General features: G+C 48.6%; 17 protein-coding genes. 6 read left to right on the top strand and 11 right to left on the bottom strand.

Going from position 1 to position 17,109, the window contains the following annotated elements:
- Positions 1-20 precede the first annotated feature (20 nt).
- From RIC29_10420 to rsmI, 3 genes are all read right to left on the bottom strand, one after another.
- Positions 21-887, bottom strand: coding sequence for a transglutaminase-like domain-containing protein (locus tag RIC29_10420; GenBank protein MEQ8735327.1), 867 nt, complete (start codon positions 885-887; stop codon positions 21-23).
- 112 nt (positions 888-999) lie between these two features.
- A complete protein-coding gene (locus RIC29_10415; GenBank protein ID MEQ8735326.1) occupies positions 1,000-1,383 on the bottom strand; it encodes a YraN family protein in 384 nt (127 codons plus the stop codon).
- A gap of 14 nt (positions 1,384-1,397) precedes the next feature.
- Entirely contained in the window at positions 1,398-2,225 is an 828-nt protein-coding gene (rsmI, locus tag RIC29_10410; GenBank protein ID MEQ8735325.1) for a 16S rRNA (cytidine(1402)-2'-O)-methyltransferase, read from the bottom strand.
- Between the two features lie 155 nt (positions 2,226-2,380).
- Here rsmI and RIC29_10405 point away from each other — a divergent pair, with 155 nt between their 5' ends.
- Entirely contained in the window at positions 2,381-3,775 is a 1,395-nt protein-coding gene (locus tag RIC29_10405; protein ID MEQ8735324.1) for a penicillin-binding protein activator, read from the top strand.
- Between the two features lie 232 nt (positions 3,776-4,007).
- Here RIC29_10405 and RIC29_10400 read toward each other — a convergent pair whose 3' ends face one another.
- The 4 genes from RIC29_10400 to RIC29_10385 form a co-directional block, all read right to left on the bottom strand.
- Entirely contained in the window at positions 4,008-4,205 is a 198-nt protein-coding gene (locus tag RIC29_10400) for a hypothetical protein (GenBank protein MEQ8735323.1), read from the bottom strand.
- Complete coding sequence (locus RIC29_10395) at positions 4,202-4,921, bottom strand: lipid-binding SYLF domain-containing protein (protein ID MEQ8735322.1); 720 nt, start codon at positions 4,919-4,921, stop codon at positions 4,202-4,204. The genes RIC29_10400 and RIC29_10395 overlap by 4 nt, the downstream gene beginning before the upstream one ends.
- A gap of 257 nt (positions 4,922-5,178) precedes the next feature.
- Positions 5,179-6,441 (bottom strand): hypothetical protein, encoded by a 1,263-nt coding sequence (locus tag RIC29_10390; protein MEQ8735321.1) that lies wholly within the window; start codon positions 6,439-6,441, stop codon positions 5,179-5,181.
- 8 nt (positions 6,442-6,449) lie between these two features.
- The gene (locus RIC29_10385; GenBank protein MEQ8735320.1) at positions 6,450-7,661 is read right to left on the bottom strand and encodes a hypothetical protein; all 1,212 of its coding nucleotides are present in this window, start codon (positions 7,659-7,661) and stop codon (positions 6,450-6,452) included.
- A 228-nt stretch (positions 7,662-7,889) separates the two neighbouring features.
- Between RIC29_10385 and RIC29_10380 the strand changes: the two genes are divergently transcribed.
- From RIC29_10380 to RIC29_10370, 3 genes are read left to right on the top strand one after another with little or no spacing between them, the layout of a single operon-like run.
- Positions 7,890-8,828, top strand: coding sequence for an SDR family oxidoreductase (locus tag RIC29_10380; GenBank protein MEQ8735319.1), 939 nt, complete (start codon positions 7,890-7,892; stop codon positions 8,826-8,828).
- Positions 8,829-8,842: 14 nt separating this feature from the next.
- Positions 8,843-10,312, top strand: coding sequence for a D-glycero-beta-D-manno-heptose-7-phosphate kinase (gene rfaE1 / locus RIC29_10375; protein MEQ8735318.1), 1,470 nt, complete (start codon positions 8,843-8,845; stop codon positions 10,310-10,312).
- A 2-nt stretch (positions 10,313-10,314) separates the two neighbouring features.
- A complete protein-coding gene (locus RIC29_10370; GenBank protein MEQ8735317.1) occupies positions 10,315-10,701 on the top strand; it encodes an I78 family peptidase inhibitor in 387 nt (128 codons plus the stop codon).
- Positions 10,702-10,715: 14 nt separating this feature from the next.
- On the opposite strand, the gene RIC29_10365 is transcribed toward RIC29_10370, so the two are convergent.
- Positions 10,716-11,189, bottom strand: coding sequence for an MmcB family DNA repair protein (locus RIC29_10365; GenBank protein ID MEQ8735316.1), 474 nt, complete (start codon positions 11,187-11,189; stop codon positions 10,716-10,718).
- Positions 11,190-11,423: 234 nt separating this feature from the next.
- Between RIC29_10365 and RIC29_10360 the strand changes: the two genes are divergently transcribed.
- Entirely contained in the window at positions 11,424-11,966 is a 543-nt protein-coding gene (locus tag RIC29_10360) for an aspartate 1-decarboxylase (GenBank protein ID MEQ8735315.1), read from the top strand.
- Positions 11,967-12,038: 72 nt separating this feature from the next.
- On the top strand, positions 12,039-12,632 hold the full coding sequence (locus tag RIC29_10355) for a GNAT family protein (protein MEQ8735314.1): 594 nt from the start codon (positions 12,039-12,041) through the stop codon (positions 12,630-12,632).
- A 15-nt stretch (positions 12,633-12,647) separates the two neighbouring features.
- Here the strand turns inward: RIC29_10355 and RIC29_10350 are convergent, their stop codons facing one another.
- From RIC29_10350 to pnp, 3 genes are all read right to left on the bottom strand, one after another.
- Positions 12,648-14,045 carry a nitronate monooxygenase gene (locus RIC29_10350; protein MEQ8735313.1) on the bottom strand — a complete coding sequence of 466 codons (1,398 nt, stop codon included), beginning with the start codon at positions 14,043-14,045 and terminating at the stop codon, positions 12,648-12,650.
- 80 nt (positions 14,046-14,125) lie between these two features.
- Entirely contained in the window at positions 14,126-14,875 is a 750-nt protein-coding gene (locus RIC29_10345; protein ID MEQ8735312.1) for a glycerophosphodiester phosphodiesterase family protein, read from the bottom strand.
- Between the two features lie 35 nt (positions 14,876-14,910).
- The gene (gene pnp, locus RIC29_10340) at positions 14,911-17,055 is read right to left on the bottom strand and encodes a polyribonucleotide nucleotidyltransferase (protein ID MEQ8735311.1); all 2,145 of its coding nucleotides are present in this window, start codon (positions 17,053-17,055) and stop codon (positions 14,911-14,913) included.
- Positions 17,056-17,109: the final 54 nt, after the last annotated feature.

The raw sequence follows: 17,109 nt of genomic DNA, 5'->3' as shown, positions 1-17,109 counted from the left end.
ACCCGCTATGGCTGCGTTGATTATTGAATACGTTGTTTTAAATCTTTTACAACCGTATCAATTCGATTGCGCTCAGGGCCGGGTGGGGCTTTCTTCATGTAGTCTTCTAAAGCCCTCAGGGCTTCAGAAAGATGCCCCAGCCGAAGCTGCAGCAGACCCGCCTCTCGGCATAATGCAGCGCTATCTGGCAAAAGCACCTGCATTGACTTCAAAGTTTTCAGCGCTTCGTCCATTTGGCCTAAGTCGAGCCGCCGCGTTTTTATATTATTCTGAAGGCGCACAAGAATATCTCTGTCGCTTACCGGTTGATAATGTTTGGCGTCTAATTCTTCAGTGGGGCCTGTTACGACTTTGAGTAAATCTCTTAATGCGGGTGTGTCCAAGATGATGCCGCCATGAAAAGGGTCAATGATCCCCCTATTCCCATCCAGGCTTTCAAGCCGCACTAGAAAATGCCCTGGAAAATTAAGCCCGCAGGCATTCCAACCCAGCGACCGAGCTGCTGAAATATATAGAATGCCGATTGTAACCGGCAAACCTAAACGACGATCAATCACACGCATCAAATTTGCGTTGTCGAGATCATCATAAGTCTCACCATCACCGCGATAACGGAAATTCAAATGTAAGACCGTTCTTAAAACGGACGCCATTTTTTTTGGCGAGGTGTTTGAATCATCCAATTCACATGCAGCAGCTTCAGTTCCTAATGCATCGTAAAGGCTATCAAGGTGAGCCCGGTAAAAGCTTAAGTCTATGTCAGTGCTGCTATCGTAGGCTGCCAACCGCAAGGCTGCTTCTGCCAAGTCTATGACGCCATCGCTGCGGACAAAGAGGTCTGTCAGATGCTCTCTGTTTGATTCCACAGCAGGTGACTTTATCGCCATTTGGTGAAGCCCATTTCCTAAATGTTAGCGCCAGTTGGAAACTGTCAGCTATATCTATATGGCCGCTACACTAGTGATTCAGAGGCATGGGTCAATCATTTGACAATCAGATTTATGGTCGCCAGACATCAGAAAAATGCTTAGGCAGATGCCAGGGCCTTACAATCATGACGTCAAAACGGACATCAAGGTTGTGAAATTGCGGGTTGCTTGCCAAAAATCGATCTGCACCTTTAATGATTCTGCGTTGTTGTTCAGGAGTTACTGATTCCAACCCTATAGTTAAAGTTTGTCGCGCCTTGACTTCTATGAAAGCTAAAGTACTGCGCCGTTTAGCAATAAGATCAATTTCCCCCGCCCCGGTGCCTCTGTGCGCACGATATCCGTGATGCAGTGTCGTCCAGCCAGTGACGGCTAAGAGCAATCTGCAGGCATATTCACTCCACTGTCCGATAACCTGGGCGCGTCGTCTTTTAGAGAATTGCTTAGCTGCCATCGTTGTTCTTAGGCTCACATTTTTTTAGAAGACTTATTTTTTAGTTGCAATGCCTGCGCATAAATAACGCGTCTCGGTTGCCCTGTAAGGTCAGCAACAGCTGCTGCGGCATCGCGCACGCTCATTGTTTCAAGGGCATTAAGGATAGCGGCCTCAGTGTCTTCAGTATCAAAAATAACCAAATCCAAAGGTGGACCTACTAGGATGATAACCTCACCCTTTACATCTGGTTTGGCATTATATGATTTGGCTAAAACCGGGAGGTCATCGCGTGTGATTTCTTCAAATAACTTTGTCAATTCACGGGCCACAGTTGCGGCGCGTGATCCAAGATGTTCCGCTAAATCAGCAAGTGTTGCGGCCAATCGTGGGCCTGTTTCATAAAAGACGAGCGTTGCGTTAATCCCAGCTAACGCTTTTATGCTTGATTGCCGAGCTTTTTGTTTCGATGGCAAAAACCCAGCATATAACACCTTGTCGGTTGGCAAGCCTGACGTCACAAGCCCTGCGAGCATTGCAGACGCGCCCGGTATTGGAATGATACGTATGCCGTTTTCAGCGCATTCTGAAACCAATTTATATCCGGGATCAGATATCAAAGGCGTACCGGCATCAGAAACCAAGGCGACGCGTTTACCTGCCTTTAGATCAGCTAGCAAAAGGGGTCGTGTTTTTGGCCCGCTGTGATCGTTGTATACGATCATCCGCGTTGATATGCCGTAATGTTTAAGCAGTTTTCCGGTAACCCTTGTATCTTCACAGGCAATCACATCGGCTTGCCCCAGAACATCAATTGCTCGAAACGTAATATCCATCAGGTTGCCGATGGGTGTGGAAACCACATAAAGGCCACAGTCGAGAGGCTGAGTTGCAAAGTACCCATTGGCGAGGTTTGGTTGCCTTCCCGTTAAGGGGGCGCTACCGTCGCCACAATTTGTTATCGATGTTCTGCTAGGCCTCTTTTCAGAAGGATTGGCAGACTTTGAAGGAGATTTAGATGGTGATGCGACGGGTTTTGCCATTATTTGTATTGGCCGGAATTCTGCTATCAGGATGTGAGAGTTCCGATGTACCACGGCAGCTCCCGCAAGCAAATCCTGGGGCGGCTGAGCCTCTCGCTTCAGCCTCTGTTCCAGTAACTCCTGCGCCGACTTTGCCTATCTTAAGCAGAACTCAGCTAATTCCTGGTTTTGCGCCTGAATCCCAGGCAATTCCTGCTCCGTTACGTGACCCCTACGGCTTGGTTCGAATTGGATTGTTATTACCATTATCTGGTCCTTCTTCGGACGTTGGCGAAGCACTTCTAAATGCTGCTCAAATGGCTTTATTTGATGTCGGAGATGATCGTTTTGTTTTACAGCCATATGATACGCAGGGAACGCCCGATGGCGCAGTTGATGCATCTGCTCTTGCTGTTGCGCATGGTGCGCAAGTCCTTCTTGGTCCCGTATTTTCAGCGTCAGCTAAGGCTGTTATGCCGCAAGCTCAAGCGGCTGGGATTAACATGGTGCCGTTTACAACAGATCCGACGGTCGCGCGTCCTGGTGTTTTCGTAATGGGCTTTCTCGTACATGAACAGGTGCGGCGGATCATCACTTTTGCGCGCGCCCAAGGTATCGAGCGTTTTGCCGTACTGGCTCCCAGTACGCCATATGGTGAAACCGTCGTTGATGCGGCGTCACAAGTTCTCATGCAATACGGCGGCACTCTGACACGTACAGCCTATTACAATCCGTCAGGAGACAACTTAAATGATGTTGTGCGTGGTTTTGCAGACTATGACCGGCGTCATAACGCATTGCTGGCTCAGCGCGCCGCTCTGGAAAGCCGCTCTGATACTGTCTCGCGTGTGGCACTTCAAAGACTAGAACGTCTCGATACGATTGGTGATGTACCTTTTGATGCGCTGTTGGTTCCAGCACAGGGAGGCCGCCTCACAGAAGTAGCGGCACTTTTACCGTTTTACGATATTGATCCGGGGCGCATCCAATTGCTTGGAACTATGGTCTGGCATGGCCCAGGTCTGGGAAGAGAGCCAGCATTGATCGGTGGTTGGTATCCCGCTCCGGCTCCAGAGCCAAATGCGGCATTTTATCAGAAGTACCAAGCCCTTTATGGGGCTTTGCCACCGGCGATCGCCACACACGCCTATGATGCGGTTGCACTGGCAGCAGTTCTTGGCCGTTCTGATCTTGAAAGACCGTTTTCATCAGAAGCGCTTGCGTCTCCCAGCGGTTTCTCAGGCGTAGATGGAGTGTTTCGTCTACTTCCCACTGGCTTATCTGAGCGAGGGTTTGCTATCCTTGAGATCACGCGCAACGGAGCGGAAACGATTGACCCTGCACCCACCACCTTTGAATCTATTCAGGAGCAGTCGTTACCAGCTATGTGATTCAATGCTAGCCGGTTGTGCCAAACCGACGGGCTACGGCACTTAGCAGTTCATTGCCATTTCCAACTAGGCGGACCAAAACAATGAGGACGGTTAAAGCCCCCAGAATTGACACCGCTGAAAGTGCAAACTTTATGCCCTTGCTCCACACTGATGTCGACTTTAATCGGATACGCCAGACAAGGGGCACATACCATAATAAGGCACCGATTAAGCCGCTTAGGGCAAATCGTCAAATCATAATATAGAGATCAATAAGTTCGGGCTTACCTACAGCTGTAGGAAGCGCCGATAAACATGTGATTAGCCCTGTCCCAAAGGCAATTGCCATAACAAGGAAAACACGGGCCAACAGTGCGACAACGTAGTCAATCTGCTCAATACCAGCCCCTAAATTATCTTTGTTTGCCACTTTCTCAGTGATGATCAATTGACCTGCGGCTCTTGGGCGTAAATCTCTGTCACAAGGGTTTGTTTAAGCCCATCTGCGTACATAAGCTGTCCGCGGCTCACAATGCCTTTTGGATTGGATTGATCAACTCCATAAACCGCAGCATTCCAGTCTTTGCGCGGTTTAATAATGCTTCCCTCAAAGCTCCCACCGGCAAAAAGGCCAGCGTTCTTTGAGTATGCAACTATATCGTTTCCGACATTTGTTGTTGTCGCCGCTTCTGCACCTGCGCCTACCGCCCCAACGCTTATGCCAACGGTAGCTCCGATTTTAAATTCATCATCAAGAACAGCTTGCATGCCATCTTCCGTGAGAATTAAAAACATGATTTCTGCAGATTGCATTCCGAATTGAAGTCCAATGGATCCAGATGTCATTCGATAGAATGCGGGGTCGCTAAATGACCCATCTTCAAGTTTCCTTAGGAGGACTCCGTCACCATAGCTTCCTCCCAGAATAAACCCAGCCTTGTAATAGGATGGAATAACCAAAACCCCACGTGCTCGTTTTAATAATGAATCGAGTTGCTCTGATGGTCGGTGCTCAGTACGAACGCGTTCCACAGAAATCTTTGCTGTATCAATTACATGACGGGCATCCATCACATCATCCGCCGCAGCTGGTAACGCAAATATAAGTAATAGGGACGCTACCGCTGTGCTTAGCCTTTGAAACGCTTGTTTTAGGACTGACATGATGGGCCTTTCGGCTGTGAGTTCAGACTGGAAGTTTTTGAATATAGCGAATAAAGCATAGGGAACATGCTGTCGTTAAAGTTCCTCACCTCATTCTAGATATCCAATGTAAATAATCTGAGCAAAAAGTGAGTCAATATTGTGGCCATGACTGCGCACTTTTATCGTGTCTATCATGGGTGGCCTTGTGTTATTCCAACTTAACCGAAAATCGAAGTTATGGGCAACGGGGAAGCGACATCAGCTTCAAAGTCACCCTAATATCTGTCTCTCACCAGGCTATCGACGTATCGGCCTTGGAATAAGGTAATACCCAATTGTCTCCCGATGCGTATGGCGGCTTCTGAGTCACACCGTGCCAAAATAGTACGCCCACGCTTACGCAGCATAATCATAGTCTTGAGATCTTCACCACGTTTGGTGCCAATCATGCCAGCCATCTCACTCGACCAACTCAATTTTCCATAAGTAATACCCATCCGCACGGGATCAGCATATGGAAAGGTATCGAGTGTTAATCCGTCAGCGCAAATGTGATAGCCTCGCTCAGTTAGGAAATCTCTGGCAAAAATAAATGCTCCTGGGTCGGCAAAAATATCTTCAATTCTCAGCTCTAGAACGGTCTCGTGAGTTGTTGGGTTTATATCTGCATCAAAAGCCAAGAACTCTTCTGAGAGAATAGTCCCAACGTTTAAGTTGATGCTGAAGCCTTCGCGCATAAGAGTGCGATCATCTCTACGCGACATTTGCGCTAAAACCCTTTTGTCTAAAGTTTGCGTCAATCGCTGAAACAACCACTGGTTCGCTGTTAAGTCGGTGTTTGGCATGAGTGTTTCACGAAGGTCACCGATTGACACAAAGACTTCTGTAAACACGATCTCGGGTTGTTCGTTATCGACAAAAGCACATACCGGCTGGCGCCGGGTATGACTTGAGAGATCAACTTGGGCCAGCGCTGTTTCTATGCGTGCCAGTTCTGATGGTGTTAGTGGCTGGCCCCGTTCTGATTTCTGCCGCAGGGCTTCTTTCTCAGAAATGAGTTCATTTAACGTTTTTTTCTTAACCCCTCCACGGGATGCAGCTTGACGTTCAGCAAAGGCGAGTAACTTGTCATAGTCCGAAGACATATCGAACCAGCTGGTCAGGCGGTTTTTGCGCGGGTCAGTCTTAAAGCGCTTCATTAAGTCATCGTCACCCCAAAGCTTGAGTAACTTAAGCACAGCATTCTCGACTGCAGGTGCTTCAGACTTTTCAAAAATCAATATCAAGTCAGTATTGCGAAGTCGGTATAACCAAGCTGAACGTGTGCGCGTCAGGTCTTCAAAAGACGTCTCTGCACTTAGAAGGTCGTCTTCTTGTCGGTTCTGTTCTTGTAGACGAGAGAGGTGAACTCTTACGACGCCTCGGTTTTGAGCACTTTTATCAAGCCCTCTCAGGTTTTCTAGAAGTTTACCTTCGTGACTTTCGCCGAGAGGGTGCAGAGCAGGGACAGCGACTGGTTTTGGTGTTGTCTCAGACATATCTGTCTCTACCTTACCCCAGCCCGGTTAGCTCTTTTGCGGCGTTTTGGCTTGCCAAATGAGTCCAAGAAGTGTCCTTGAAAAACACGAATACCGGATTTAAGGCCCCAGCCCATTGCATCTTGAGAATCACATCGCGCCAAGATTATTTTTTCAGGTCCGACTTCGTTAATCATTGATGTAGCAGATCTGCTGCTGTCGGGATTCATGAGGTCTAAAAATTCATTTGCCCACATAATTTTCGCGTAGTTTGGCTTCAGTTGGCCTACATCCAGCATCTGGAGAATGGTCGGATTAAGTCCGTCAATCAGTATGGCATGGCCTAAGCCTGCTACCACATCGCAAACATCAAAATAAGTGCGGATGCTGGACAAGACGTCAATCGCTTGCACTTCGATAATCAACTTTTGGCCCTCTGGTGCCCGTTCCAGGAACGTAGCAAAAGCCGGCGTTGCAACGGTTTCCAGATTTAGATTCAGACTGATGGTTTTGCATTCACGCGCGTGTGGGGCCCGAACAACGGTTTCCAGCATACGCAAGTCCATCGTTCGGCTAAGATCTTGAAAAAGCCAGCGGTCCGCAAAGATATCAATGTTCGGGGCGATAGCTTGCTGGACATCACCAACAGAGAGAAAGAATTCAAAAAACTCTATCTCCGCATTTGCCGACCCAGGATGCACTCGCATCGCAACTTGGTCTTTTATAAATGGAATAATATTGGTGGTTGCCAACTGTTTTTGAACATGGTCCAGCTGAACGGGTGTCATTGCAGGCCGACCCTGCGCAGCTGGTGGCTGTCTTAATAAAGTGTCAGCCGTTGCGCGCAAGCCTTTGGCCATTTGAACGGCCATCGCTGAATCGACGGCTAAGTCATACCAAACGACAAATTGATCGTTGCCCTCAGCGTCTTCAGTAAACGTAATCGGATCATCGTCAAACAAGTTTTGTATGCGATTGCAGATTGCATTCACATCCCGCTGTGCTCCCGCGTTTACGGTAACAACTAAATCCTGATTGACCATTGGAAACAATTGCACATGCATACCGCTTTCCAAATTTCCGAACATGCGTGAGATAATTTTGGTTTTAACGGCTGTGCGGTTTGCAGGTAGCAGCTTTGAGATATGCAAGTGTACAACTTTGCGGCCTTCTGGATTACGGCGCATCCGATCCAGCGTGTCGCAGAGTAAATTTTCCTGATATGCGGTAGTTGACGGCATATGATTTGCTAGGCGGAAAGGCGCCGTTGATCCTCATTTTTTGCCGGGAAAGACCCGGATAAAACTCAATTAATCATTCTTATAAACGTCTCAGGAGATATCCTCAAAGAGCAATACCATCCTTAGTCGATATCATGGTAACGATTTGGAAAAGGTTAAGGAATACAATAGTTTGAACTTCAGGGCGCGCATCTTGCCGTGCAATACTGGCGTGGGCAGGGGGACCCTATGAAACGCATTCTCGTAACAGGTGGCGCAGGCTTTATTGGTTCACACCTTTGTGAACGGCTGATGGCCAAAGACCATGAAATTCTTTGTGTTGATAATTACTTTACTGGGCGTCGTCATAATGTTGCGCCTTTACTTCGTCAGTCCGGATTTGAGTTGATGCGGCACGACGTTACTTTTCCCTTATATATTGAGACGGATGAGATTTACAACCTGGCTTGCCCAGCGTCTCCGGTTCACTATCAATTTGACCCGGTACAAACCACAAAAACCAGCGTTCACGGCGCTATAAATTTACTGGGGCTTGCTAAGCGCACCCGAGCAAAAATCCTTCAGGCGTCTACCAGTGAAGTATATGGTGATCCTGATATTCATCCTCAAACTGAGGGATATAACGGCAACGTCAATCCAATCGGGCCGCGTGCTTGTTATGACGAAGGTAAGCGCTGCGCTGAGACCCTCTTTTTTGACTATCATCGCCAGCACGCATTACGCATCAAGGTTGGTAGAATCTTCAATACCTATGGGCCTCGGATGTTGCCTGATGATGGCCGGGTCGTTTCAAATTTCATTGTGCAAGCCCTCCAAGGTGATGACATCACGATCTATGGCGATGGCAACCAGACCCGGTCATTTTGTTATGTTGATGACCTAGTAGAAGCTCTTGTTAAGTTGATGGGATCACCGGATGATTTTACAGGCCCCGTGAATCTTGGAAACCCGGTTGAGGCGACAATTCTCGAGCTTGCCGAATTGGTTATTCAACTCACAAGATCGGGATCAAAAATTATCCATAAACCCCTGCCTCAAGATGATCCTGTGCGTCGACGTCCGGACATAACATTGGCGCAAAAGGTGTTGGGCTGGCAGCCAACTGTTCCTCTTGAGGCGGGCCTCGAAAAGACGGTTCATTATTTTAGAACCCTCTTGGCGGCTTAGGCTCAGGACTGGTTATGACCAATGCAGCTGATCTTTCTAACCACCTCGCTCAGTTTAAGGGGCGGCGAGTGGTGTGTATTGGCGATGTCATGGTTGACCGGTTTATCTACGGTGAAGTTAGACGCATTTCACCGGAGGCTCCTGTACCCGTTGTTCGAATTACAAATGAATTTTCCCAACTAGGTGGTGCGGGCAATGTTGCTCGCAATGCAGTTGCGCTCGGCGCATCTGTGGCTTTTTTCTCTGTAATTGGATCTGACCGTGCGGGCCGGGAGGTGACAGGTCTGCTGAGTGAAATGGCTTTGATAGAGCCTTTTTTAAGGGTTAATTCTGATCGTGAGACAACGATAAAGAACCGTTTTTTTTCAAGCAACGGCCATCATCTCCTCCGTGCCGATCGCGAGCAAACAGACCCGATAACGGATGCAGATGAGGACGATTTAATGAACGCGCTCAAACGAGAAGTCGCCCAAGCGGACACGGTCCTTTTGTCAGATTATGGCAAAGGGGTTGTGACAGACTCGTTTGCCAAGCGTATTATTACCCTCGCGCGCTCTGAGGGTAAGCTAATTGTCGTCGATCCCAAGGGGAATGACTTTACACGTTACCGCGGCGCAACCGTGATCACGCCCAATAAGACCGAATTATCAATAGTTTCAGGTCAGTCAGTCGAAACGGATGAAGCGTTGATCAGTGCAACCAAGGCTTTGATGAACTCATCCGGAGTTGATGCGATTCTTGTGACGCGGTCTGCTGATGGCATGACTTTGGTGCAAAACAATGGACACATTGACCACCTTAACGCTGAAAGCCATGAGGTTGCTGATGTGACGGGTGCGGGAGATACCGTGGTCGCAACTTTGGGGGTTGCGCTTGCAGCTGGCGTAAATCTGTTAGACGCATCTCGTCTGGCCAATGCTGCCGCTGGACTGGTTGTGATGCGTCGGGGCACCGCTGTTGTTCAAACGAGTGAAATTGCATCCGCACTCCTTCGGCGTGATTTGACGGTTGCGGAGGCGAAGGTCACAGATACGGTAACAGCAGAAACGCATGCATCTATGTGGCGTGCGGAAGGCAAGACAGTCGGATTTACAAATGGCTGTTTTGACCTTTTACATCCTGGGCATGTGTCGTTACTGGCCCAAGCCAAAAGCAATTGTGACAAGTTGATTGTTGGGTTGAACTCAGATGCCTCAGTGGCTCGTCTTAAGGGACCAAGACGCCCTGTTCAAAATGAAGCTGCCCGAGCTACTGTTCTGGCTTCCATGGAGAATGTAGATTTGGTTGTCGTTTTTGGGGAAGACACGCCTTTGGGTCTTATTCAAGCAATTCGTCCAGATGTCTTGATCAAAGGGGCTGATTACGTCAAACAAGATATCGTCGGGGCTAAGGATGTTGAGTCTTACGGCGGGCGTGTTGTTCGTGCTGAGTTGGTTGACTCTGTCTCAACAACAGCGACAATTGCAGCCTTACAGGAGAGATAGATATGCGTCGCATTTCCACTTTGGCCCTGCTTGCAATACTTCTAGCTGGGTGCACCGCAATGGGTGAATTTTTCCCAGATTTTGAACCTGAAATGGCGAACGCGTCCGCGCCCGGTAATGTTAGTGCTCCAGTTTCTCCAGTTTCGTCCATACGTCCTGAATCTTTGGTTGCCTGTCGCGGACACGTTCTTGTTCCTGCCGCCGGAATGACGTTTGTGCCTTTTGGAGCTCAACCTCCAAGTCAGGGCCAATATCTTCGCGAAGAAAGCCTGTCAGCGCCTTATCGCGTGCTGCCCCCTGGTGCTGCGGCCACCATGGATAATGTGCCATCGCGCCTCAACATAGATGTTGATCGATCCAACCGTATCCTCAACATTCGGTGTGGCTAATTATTTTGAAGTTTTTATATGCGGTGATCTGCCATCGTCATAAGCCGCTGACCAGCACCGTGGGCAAACCTCAACGTTAAAGCCTTGCGCCGTGCAGGATGAAGGCGATGCTGAATAGCCGGTCTTATTACGGTTGCACCATGTCGGTCTGCTACGAGTACACCACAACTCTCAGGTAAGATTTTTATCGGAAAGTGTTCAGGCACAGCGAACGAGAATCCGTCACAATAAGGAACATAGTCGAGCCATTTATCATCGGCCCGGAAGTCAGCAACAGTGCTCTTAACTTCAATCATCACCAAAGTACCCGTAGCAGATAAGCCGACGACATCAGCGCGACGGCCATTGCCAAGCTTAAACTCTGTCAAAGCTGCATAACCTAAATCAGCCAACCAACGACATACCCCACGGGTCACACCGGCTGTTATGGCAGTTGAATCCACAAGCTGAACCGAGCGTGCTCGTTGCTGAATTGCTCGATTGTTCATCTTATGTTCCATTTTCTCAAATCTAAGTTCCTGTATCCAAATAAACAAGAGTTTCCTTGGAATGCATGATTGCTTTTAAAGCGTAGTATGCTTGTCAGATATCTTGCTAATATTGGGCTTCGCCTAACTGCTGCTTGCTCTCAGGTGCTTGATGTCTAATGTGCCCAGTCTTGTTCTTGTGGGGAAAACCTTTATGGTGCGCCGCGTTTCAAGCCCTCAAGAAGGATTCTCGTTGTGGTTAGAGTGTTGCGCGCCAAGCTTCATGGTATCCGGGTCACTGGGGCTGACTTGCACTACCATGGCTCCATCACGTTGGATCCTGAGCATTGCGCAGAAGCTGGTTTACATCCCACTGAGTTTGTTGATGTTTGGAATAAGAACTCTGGAGCGCGACTTACTACATACGTGATTTACGGAGAACCGGGTTCTCGATGCTGTATTCTCAACGGTGCCGCTGCGCGCACATGTCAACGCGGTGATGAACTGATTCTGGCAGCGAGTGTAGATATGGAGCCTTCTAAACTCTACGAACATCGTCCACGCATCTTAACTTTCACGCCCGGAAATGAAATTGATCAGGTTCTTCGTTATGAGGTCTTTAAGAGTAATGATTTTGAATTTGATTTCAGAATCACAGACCTGAGTGAAGCAGAAAAACCTGCCAGTGTTCACAACTACGCCAATGTTGATTTGCGAGCAATTAGGTCTGAGTTGGAAGCCAAGGGGTTGTCGCGCAAAGACATTGACGATTTCATTGCCCAGTACCTCACACGGTAATACGCTTTCCTGTTATCCTCTTTTAGATGTTGGATATTGCTTGAATAGCTTGAAGCGACTTAGTCTATCTGTATGAACATGACGGCCGATCAAATTTTGGATCTTACACTGCCGCTTACAACACGCAGGCTGACAATCCGTGATTATGTTGATGAAGACTGGTCATCTGTCTATGCCTACGTGAAAGATCCAGCATACTGGAAATATCAAGCTGGTGAGGCACCTAGCGAAGACCGTGTTAAAGCCTTGATTGCTTGGACGGTCCGCGAACAAAATTTACGGCCACGTTTAAATTATTATCTTGCAGTCACAGACACAAAATCGGGCGACTTGGTTGGAGAAGCTGTGCTGAAGGTGATTCCTCCTGGTCACGGCCAAGGTGAAATCGGGTTCGGGATAGCTCCTGCATTTTGGCAAAAAGGCTACGCAACGGAGCTAGCGCGGGCGCTGGTCAAAGCTGGATTCAACACTTTAAATCTTCACCGTATTAGTGCGCAATGCGCGCCTCAAAACAAGGCCAGTATTCGTGTCATGCAAAAATTGGGTATGGCGCGAGAAGGCTTATTCCGCGAGCATTACCGAGCAGGTGGTAAGTACTGGTCGACGGTGTTTTACGCGATCTTGGCGCGAGAGAATGAAAAAATTCAGTCCAACACGCAAGATTAAGTGAATTAAAACAAGCTACCAGCCTGTGGTAATGCGCTCAACAAGTTGTTGAACTGAAGGTATGAATCCATTTTTGTACCAAGGGTCCTGAGCGAAACGATAGGCGTTATGACCTGCAAACATCAACTCTTCTTCTACCGCGCCATCGTGAACAATATTCTGGAGTGTTTTCTGGATACAAAAAGATCGTGGGTCAGCCTTGCGGCCCGTAGATCCTTTTTCATTCTCAGCCCAGTTAGAAAACTGGCAGGCTGAGAGACAGCCCATACAAGCAATCTGATCAGCTCGAATTTCTTCTGCTTTTTCAGGAGTTACAAAAATCAAGGTTGAGTCGGGCGTTTTTAAGGCTTCTGTTCGACCCTCTGCCAGCCACGCTTCTGCCCGTGCTTTGTCTTCTTCAGTCACAAAAACTTCTCTCTTTCGGGCACCGACACCTAAGGCTGTATCATGAGCACCGATGTGTTCTGGGGAAAATGCGATTTGGTGCTCAGAGCGACTGACCAACTCACTGATAAAGTCGTTTTTGACGGCTGAAGAGTAAAATCCTGTCGGACTGAATTTATGAAGTAAGACGTCTCCTGGGTTTAAATCAAGGAGCCGTTTCTTCCACTCATCAGAAATCTGACTTTCTTTTGTAAGTAATGGGCGGGTTCCAAACTGGAAACAAATTGGGCCGACATCTGGATTGTCCAGCCAGTCTTCCCATTCATTCAGCCACCATACGCCACCAGCCATAACGATTGGTACATGCTGCAGCCCAGCCTCATTCATCACCTTGCGTAGAGCAACAACACGAGGGTATGGGTCTTCAGGTGATTTAGGGTCTTCAGAATTGGAAAGGCCATTGTGGCCGCCTGCAAGCCATGGGTCCTCATACACAACCCCGCCTAGAAATTCTTCGTGCTTGTTGTACGCTCTTTTCCAAAGGGCCCTGAAAGCCCGTGCTGAGGAAATAATTGGATAATAGTAAATACCGTATTCCGTGGCGATTTCCGCCAATCGATATGGCATACCCGCACCGCATGTGACCCCATGAACCATGCCTTTGCATTGTTCCATGATGCCACGCAGAACGCGCTCAGCGCCGCCCATCTCCCATAATATGTTGACATGTAGCCTCCCTTGTTTGCCGCGCATTTCATGAGCGATTTGGGCCTGGGCTACGCCACCGTCAATTGCATATTTTACGAGTTCCTCATGGCGTTCTTTGCGTGTTCGACCATGATAAATTTGCGGGACTAGGCTGCCGTCATCCTTAAAGGAGTCCGCATTTACGCCGGAAAAAGTTCCTATGCCACCGGCTGCCGCCCATGCACCTGAGCTTTTGCCCGTAGATACAGCTACGCCCTTGCCGCCTTCTATCAACGGCAAAACTTCACTTCCTGAAACCATCAGCGGGTTAAGTACTTTCACGCGGTATCCCTTCCTAGGGTTTGCTTACAGGCAGCAATCCCATGACGCTTTTACGTTTGAAATATAGGGGTTTATTGTCTCTAAACCAAATTGCGTTGTGCCAAAGCGGTTCTCAACTCTTGCGGTATATCCGTACAGAGACTACTGACTCCCCATTGCAGTATTCTTTGTGCGGCATCAATATCGTTTACTGTCCATGCCATGATCTCTATGCCTGAGGCCACTAATATGGCTGCTTGCTCTGCAGTTAATCGATCCGCATTAGGGCAGACGAGAGAGATATCTAAAGAGGTTGCAGCCTCACGCCAGTCGTCTGGCAATAGATCAAAACACAAGCCGCGTGGCCAATCAGGACTTTCCTCTTTAGCGGCAGCTAAGGCTACTCTAGAGAAGCTTGTGATAACGGGAGGGCTCTTATGTTCGGGCCAGCATGCCCGTGCCAACCGTATAGTTTCCTGGGCTGTTTTCACTTCTCGGCCTGGATCAGGCTTAAGCTCAATATCTGCGTCAAGATCAAGTGTATTTAAGAGATCAATTGTTTCCTCGAGCGTTGGAACAACCTCTCCGGCAAAAGCTGGATCAAACCAACTCCCAGCGTCTAATCCACTTAAAGCTTCAAGTGTTGTTTCAGACAGCAAGCCATCGCCATCCGTTGTACGTTCCAGGCTCGCATCATGAATAACTACCGGTCGTGAATCAAACGTCAAGGCGACATCAAACTCTATGGCTTTGGCACCAGAGTCCGCGGCGGCCCTGAAAGACGCCAGAGTATTTTCTGGTGCCAGTCGTGGCGCGCCGCGGTGACCCACAATACGAGGTAACAAGCTCATGCTGAGAATTTCTCCGCTGGGCTTCTCTCTAAAGTTTAACCCTCTGCGGCAGGTGTGCCTTCTTCTTTTGCCTTACCATCTATATCTTCGCCGGTTTCTTGGTCGACGCGTTTCATTGACAACTTGACCTTGCCGCGATCATCGACGGCTAAGCACTTCACTTTAACCGTGTCACCTTCGCTGACAATGTCTGAGACTTTTTCAACACGCTGTGGGGCAAGTTCTGAAATATGAACCAGACCATCGCGTTTACCGAGGAAGTTTACGAAGGCTCCAAAGTCCATAAGCTTCACAACCTTACCAGTATAGATCGTCCCAACTTCAGCTTCGGCAATGATGTCACGAATACGCGCAACGGCATCATCCGTGGCTGCTTGATCAGCAGATGCGACTTTAACAGTGCCGTCGTCATCAATATCGATTTTACAACCGGTTTCTTCTTGGATTTCACGAATGACTTTGCCGCCAGTGCCAATAATGTCGCGAATTTTATCTTTAGGAACTGACAAAGTGGTTATGCGTGGCGCATGACCGGAGACTTGCTCGCGGGATGAGGTGATAGCGTTGCTCATCTCGCCCAAAATGTGAAGACGCCCACCTTTTGCTTGGTTCAGAGCAATTTCCATAATGTCTTTAGTGATGGAAGTGATTTTGATGTCCATTTGCAAGGATGTGATGCCCTGATCGGTACCAGCGACCTTAAAGTCCATGTCGCCAAGATGATCTTCATCACCCAAGATGTCAGACAGAACAGCAAAGTCTTCACCTTCTTTGATCAAACCCATTGCGATACCGGCAACGGGACGACCCAATGGGACACCGGCGTCCATCAAAGCAAGGGATGTGCCGCAGACTGTAGCCATCGAAGAGGATCCGTTGGATTCTGTAATTTCAGACACAACCCGCAAGGTGTAAGGAAAATCTTCTTTTGAAGGCAGCAACGGACGAATAGCGCGCCATGCCAGTTTGCCGTGACCAACTTCACGACGACCCGTGCCACCCATACGTCCAGTTTCACCAACTGAGTAAGGAGGAAAGTTGTAATGCAGCATGAAGTTTTCGCGGAATTCACCTTCAAGGGCATCAATGATTTGTTCGTCCCGACCGGTGCCGAGCGTTGCGGTTACAAGGGCCTGGGTTTCACCACGGGTGAATAACGCTGAGCCGTGAGCACGGCGCAGTACGCCGACTTCTGATTCAATTTGCCGAACGTCTACGGTTGTGCGGCCATCAATGCGCTTGCCAGTCTTTAGAATGCTACCACGAACAATATCCTGTTCCATGGATTTGAACACTTTTCCGGCAACAGCCAGTTCGGCGTCATTGTCGCCTAAGCTTTCAATGGCTTTGCTTTTAGCCACTGACAGCGCTTCCTGCCGATCTTGTTTGATCTGCAGTTGATAGGCTGCTTCGATGTCACCAGCGAAGGCTGCAAATTTTTCTTTGACGATCGAAATTTCAGCTGGTGGTTCTGCGATATCAAACGGCTCCTTGGCACACATTTCAGCCAAGCCAATAATGCCGTCGATGATCGTTTGCATCTGCTCATGCCCGTAATTCACGGCCCCAAGCATGATTTCTTCTGACAGTTCATTCGCCTGGCTTTCGACCATCAGAACGCCTTCGCGTGTTCCCGCGAGCACAAGATCTAGATCAGAGTCAGCAACGTCACCCATCAGGGGGTTCAGTACATAGTTCCCATCTTTGTATCCAACACGAGCCGCGCCAATCGGGCCAAGGAACGGGATGCCTGAAATTGTAAGGGCGGCTGAGGCGCCGATCATGGCAATAACGTCCGGGTCATTCTCTAGGTCATGGGAGAGAACCGTACAAATCACCTGTGTTTCATTGCGGTAGCTTTCATGGAACAACGGACGTAGCGGACGGTCAATCAAACGAGAGACAAGAGTTTCTTTCTCTGTTGGCCGACCTTCGCGCTTGAAGAAGCCGCCAGGTATTTTACCGGCGGCGTATGTTTTCTCTTGGTAGTTCACTGTGAGCGGGAAAAAATCAACACCAGGTTTAGGTGAGCGCTGGCCGACCGCTGTACACAGGACTGATGTTTCTCCGTAAGTTGCGATGACTGCCCCGTTGGCTTGTCGCGCAATTTTTCCAGTTTCTAAAACGAGTTTGCGTCCACCCCAATCAATCTCTTTGCGGTATGTTGTAAACATGGACATAAAATAATTCCTTTTCTCCGGGCTGGCACCAAAGTGTGCAAACAGCTTTGCTCT

The sequence above is a fragment of the Rhodospirillaceae bacterium genome (assembly GCA_040219235.1).
In the GTDB taxonomy this organism is placed as follows: domain Bacteria; phylum Pseudomonadota; class Alphaproteobacteria; order Rhodospirillales; family Rhodospirillaceae; genus WLXB01.
This window is presented reverse-complemented; position numbering and strand designations above follow the sequence as displayed.